The organism is Psychrobacter sp. UBA6291, assembly GCF_002439405.1.
Lineage (GTDB): Bacteria > Pseudomonadota > Gammaproteobacteria > Pseudomonadales > Moraxellaceae > Psychrobacter > Psychrobacter faecalis.
The window spans coordinates 1-4,832 of record NZ_DJUD01000021.1 but is presented as its reverse complement, the minus strand read 5'-3'; the positions used below and the strand labels follow the sequence as shown (position 1 = coordinate 4,832).

General features: G+C 37.0%; 3 protein-coding genes and 1 pseudogene. 1 reads left to right on the top strand and 3 read right to left on the bottom strand.

Going from position 1 to position 4,832, the window contains the following annotated elements:
• Nucleotides 1-59: 59 nt before the first annotated feature.
• The 3 genes and pseudogenes from B3R91_RS02600 to B3R91_RS02590 all read right to left on the bottom strand — a co-directional run bounded on the left by B3R91_RS02600 (nucleotide 60) and on the right by B3R91_RS02590 (nucleotide 2,900).
• Nucleotides 60-338 (bottom strand): helix-turn-helix domain-containing protein, encoded by a 279-nt coding sequence (locus tag B3R91_RS02600; RefSeq protein ID WP_286796390.1) that lies wholly within the window; start codon nucleotides 336-338, stop codon nucleotides 60-62.
• Nucleotides 339-615: 277 nt separating this feature from the next.
• Complete coding sequence (locus B3R91_RS02595) at nucleotides 616-1,491, bottom strand: hypothetical protein (RefSeq protein WP_286796389.1); 876 nt, start codon at nucleotides 1,489-1,491, stop codon at nucleotides 616-618.
• 240 nt (nucleotides 1,492-1,731) lie between these two features.
• Nucleotides 1,732-2,900, bottom strand: a pseudogene (locus tag B3R91_RS02590) (IS3 family transposase).
• 323 nt (nucleotides 2,901-3,223) lie between these two features.
• Here B3R91_RS02590 and B3R91_RS02585 point away from each other — a divergent pair.
• Nucleotides 3,224-4,705 (top strand): hypothetical protein, encoded by a 1,482-nt coding sequence (locus B3R91_RS02585; protein WP_286796388.1) that lies wholly within the window; start codon nucleotides 3,224-3,226, stop codon nucleotides 4,703-4,705.
• The last annotated feature ends 127 nt before the right edge of the window (nucleotides 4,706-4,832 follow it).

The window sequence follows — 4,832 nt, the reverse complement described above, 5'->3', positions numbered from 1 at the left end:
CTTATCCCGAACTGGGGTTAATATTAAACCGGTTTGCCAATGCACGATAACCTGCGCTTTTAAGGTGTGTTGTTTTTTCTTACCGCTGTAGTAGTCTCTTTGGTTTTTTTTGGACGCTCAATGGGGGTTTCGGTCGCATCGATGATGACGACTGACCAATTAATATTGTCATCAACTCTATTAGGGAGCTTTTTGGGCAATTCAAACTTACCCGAATCAACCAGTATGTCTTCTACTTTTCGAATAATACGGCTAGCAGAAGACTCATGAATACCAAAGTCCATACTGATGTGGTACAGCGTTCGGTATTCACGCCAATAAGTCAGGGCTAGTAATATCTGTTACTCAAAACTAAGCGCGCTTGGTCTACCTGATTTGGTCTTTTGTGCTTCATGGCAGCTAATATTTCACGAAAGGTGGCTTTATGAATGCCTGTGTAGCGTTTAAAGCCTGCATTATTTTGTTTGAGTAGCTTATCTATGTTTGGCATGGTTCCTAGCCAGTTGTGAATGTATGAGTTATTGTAAAACCCTCTGCTACTTTTGCAAGAGGTCTATTGTTGATTTGATCTTTGACCCAGATAAGCGAGAGTAGCCAATCGCTTTTTACTCATACCTAAGCCAGGTCTGGAAAAATCGTTAAAAGTACTTGCTGGTACTCTTCATTTTGCGCCACATTACCTGCCAAAACATCTTTTCTAAATTCAATAAACTTTTTGTTAGTTGTGGCTTCTTTAAGAAACTTATTTTTGGCTTTATATAAATCACAAGCTTTAATGATTAGTAATGAATTCTCTTCATAGCTTTTTAGCGCATGGTTTAAGTAAGCTGCCATACTGTTTAGGTTTTTACCAAATATTGAATCCGTTTTAATTGCTGTTATAGTGCATATAGTATGTAAATTCACATTTTCAAAAGCTATTTTTAGATCCTCTAAGCTATTCATTTTCATATAGGTGCGTAGAATTGCCCACTCCCTCTCTTCATCTGCCTTACCCGACACAGCTTTATAAAGAGTGGCTATGTATCTTTTGTCTTGCTCGTTTAATAGCACGCTATGAGCGTATAGTCTAGTCATTACCTCCTTTGCATTAGGAAAATCACTATTTTCGAATATTTTTTTACATACCTCTATAAATACCGTACTGTCTCCCTTTTTATGCTTACTTGGACTAGCAGGTAGCCCTAATTGAGGTAAACAAAGCAAATGTAAGGCAAGATTAGTTGTATCGGGATTCGAAAAAGCGTTTAATAATACTCTATCGCTTGAGCAATTCATTTTTTCACTAAGCTCAATTGCTAGCTTATCTAAACCGTCTCTAATAAAAATTTTATCATCATCATTAAGTTCATCATCTGCTTCTCTAACCTCAAACCCTAAAGCTCTTTGTATGCTCCAAGGTTGTATTGCGATATCTGCATTATCATCTTCATATAAGGAGGACAATTGCTCAAAATAGCTTTCTATTTTTATTTTTCGCCAACTTTTCATTATTAACCTCTCTCTTCCAATTATTTTATTGATATTCTTAATTTACGCTACACTTATTTTTGAGAAATATTTTTGGGGCTGTAGTAGATAAGTACTATGCTAGACTACTTTTGTGAAGATAACTCATTGTAAACTAAATAAAAAGCACAGAGACAACTGTTAGAGTTTTTTACGGCTGAAGTAACCGCTAGAACTGACCCCTGCCGTCAATCCCGTACAGTTAAACTTGGGAGATTTTGATTACGCAGCCTGACGATAATAATCAAACCACACCTGTCTTGGCGATTGATAGCCCAAACCCTTTTGAATCCTCGTCTGATTGTAGTACAGCTCGATATATCTAATGATATCGGTAATGGCGGAAAATCTGGTCTTATAGTCTTGGTGATACACTAGCTCGTTCTTCAATATGCCCCAGAAGCTTTCTATGGGTGCGTTGTCAAAGCAGTTGCCTTTAGCGCTCATTGAGCCTGTAAATTGATGCTACTTAATGATCTTGTGGTAGGCATGGCTACAGTACTGGCTGCCTCTGTCAGAGTGAACGACTAGCCCTTTGCTTGGTCGTTTATTCTTGATGACCATGTTCAATGCTTTGCATACTAGATCTGCTGTCATGCGCTTATTGATCGCATAGCCGACAAGCTCTTTGGTATATAAATCTTTGACTCCAGCTAAGTACAACCAGCCCTCAAGCGTCCAAATATAGGTGATGTCACTGACCCACGCTTGGTTAGGGCGACTGGTATCAAACTCTTGATCCAACACGTTTGGATAGACCAGTTTGTTGTGATTGGAGTCGGTGGTGACTTTAAAGCGTTTGTGGCGACGGCATTTGATGCTGTATTCCTCTTTGATGCTTCTTACCATATACAGGCTAATGTTATGGCCTTGCTCGCTTAGATGAGCATGCAGTCGATCTGCGCCATAACGTTCTTTCGTTTCATTGTGAGCCGCTTTAACCAGTAATTCAGACTGGTTACGATGTATCTGTTGGTCGCTGATATCGCGACCAACAGATACATCGTAATAGCTTGATGGCTTTACTCTCAAGACGTAACACATGCGAGTGATGCTAAAAATCTGTTGGTTGTCTTTGATAAAGGCGTACTTCATTAACTGTGCTTGGCAAAGTACGCCGTCGCCTTTTTTAATATCTCTCGCTCTTCTTCAGCAACTTTAAGTTGTCGCTTGAGCTGCTTTATTTCTTGAAGAGCTGTCATAAGATCAGGTTCATATTGCTCTGTGCCGATAAGCTTGCCTTTATTGGCTTTGTTCTGCCAGTTACATAAGGTTTGCATGGCTATGCCGAGCTGCTTTGCAGTAGCGGAGATGTTACCGTTATTATCTGCTATCTTCTTAACGGCTTCGGCTTTGAATTCGTCGCTGTAGGTTCTTACTTTCTTAGTCATGGTAAACTCCTCATTGAGTCGTTAGTTTACCAAGTTTACCTCTACGGTTTCTTCAGCATAGCTCACTTGCTCCAATAAATAAACTTCATATTACGAAGTTATTGCCCAATGGACATAGAGAAGTAATTTTTTATATCATTATAAACTGGCGTCATCTAATGTCGTATAAGCACTTTTTACTCTTCCTATCATGAGATTGATAAGGTAATATCAATAAACATAAATTTACTATTATATCTAGCTATTTTTTGAAACAGCCTACTGAAGGCTTACATCATTTGACCTACTTCGACATGTACATTGAGCGCAAGGATGCCTAGACTATGGATATATACACTAACAATAATGCGCCCTTTAGCTTAGATGACCGGCAAGAACTGATTGATAGTCTTAATAAATTGATCTCAAAAAATTCCACTCCTTTTTCAAGCAAATTTTCTGATTCGTTAGCTATATTTTCAGAACCTTTGTCTTTTTTTACGTGTATTAATGAGTATTTATTCATTCTAAATAATAAGATACTTTCTCAATCCTTTTATAATACTCTTAAAATCTATATACCCTTAGATGTTTTAGATGTGTATTTCGATTATCAGCTTATCAATTCTGATGAAGATGATTTTTTTACTATTCTTGATAATTCTGACGAAGATATTTTTAAAACTAATAGCCGAGCATCATCTTTTATTATAAAAAAAACAGATTTTAAAAATGCACAACTAGGTTTGTTTGGTGATGAAATAGATTTTTTAACGTCTCAATATCCTGCAATCATTGAACAAAGTGATGAAAGCAGTAGTATAAATGAGCAAACCATCACACCAGACGTAGATTGCAAAGCAAAATGCATAAACAAAATTAATAATGGTACATCGTTAAATATCAATCCTTCCGACAGCAATAGATACAACGCTGATTTATCGGAAACTATCAACAATACTATAGATATTAGTAATGTGACAAGCGCTGAGACCGATGACCATGATGAATTTAATTCATTCGAGATGGATGAAGATGATTACAGCACTAATGATAGCGATTCCGAAAGTGATGATATTTATTCTGCCTTAGACTCTTATATTTATGATTTCGAAGATGATGAGTTAGATAATGCTGTTGACTTGGGTATTGAAGACAGCACCGTATCCAGAGAACTGCGAGCGCAACAGAAAGCAATTGAATTCATAATATTATCTGAATGGAGTTCCAAGAAATATTTAGGATTAGTTAGCGATATTTTTTATAAGTATGGTTGGAGCGCCACTAAAACTGCATTAGAGCGTCTGTTAGAATTTAATTTGACCCCTACAGAACTTGAGTTACTTTTTGAAATAAAAATATTTTGGGAAGAACATGATTATTATTGGATAGCATTTGAACGAGGTGGCAGCAGCTATAGTTATAGTCAATATGTTATGTCTTGGAATAGTGCTCTCAAAATAGCTAGGGCTTTTGACAGCTACCCATGCATTGAAGAAATAGCGAACGTCATCGATCGTCTCTATGAAGTTTGGATTTCTAAAAAAACACTTCAAAGAAGGTATTGGCGATTTATAGGGTTTGTCTGGTTATGGGCTTTTGAAACAAAAGGTTTTTTGCCTACAGGTGACAGCTATGTGTTCGAAAATAATGCTTGTACTCCTGAAGCTTGGGAAGATCATACAGACCTTTTTGACGTTCAATTAATAAGAGATAAAGAACACTTTGGTCTACCCGCTCCGCAAATAAATGACCCTCATTGGTATTGGACAGAAAGTCGTATTCAACAGTTCAATCAGGATTTTCTTAGCTCAGATACGAAATAGAAAAGGAATAATAAATATGCTGCATAATGAGTTAATACCTGTAACTGGCTGCTTAATCAAACATGCTCATAACAGTAAAGCTCGATTTGGCACTGTTATCAACGCTATAGTGCATTAAGTATAAAAA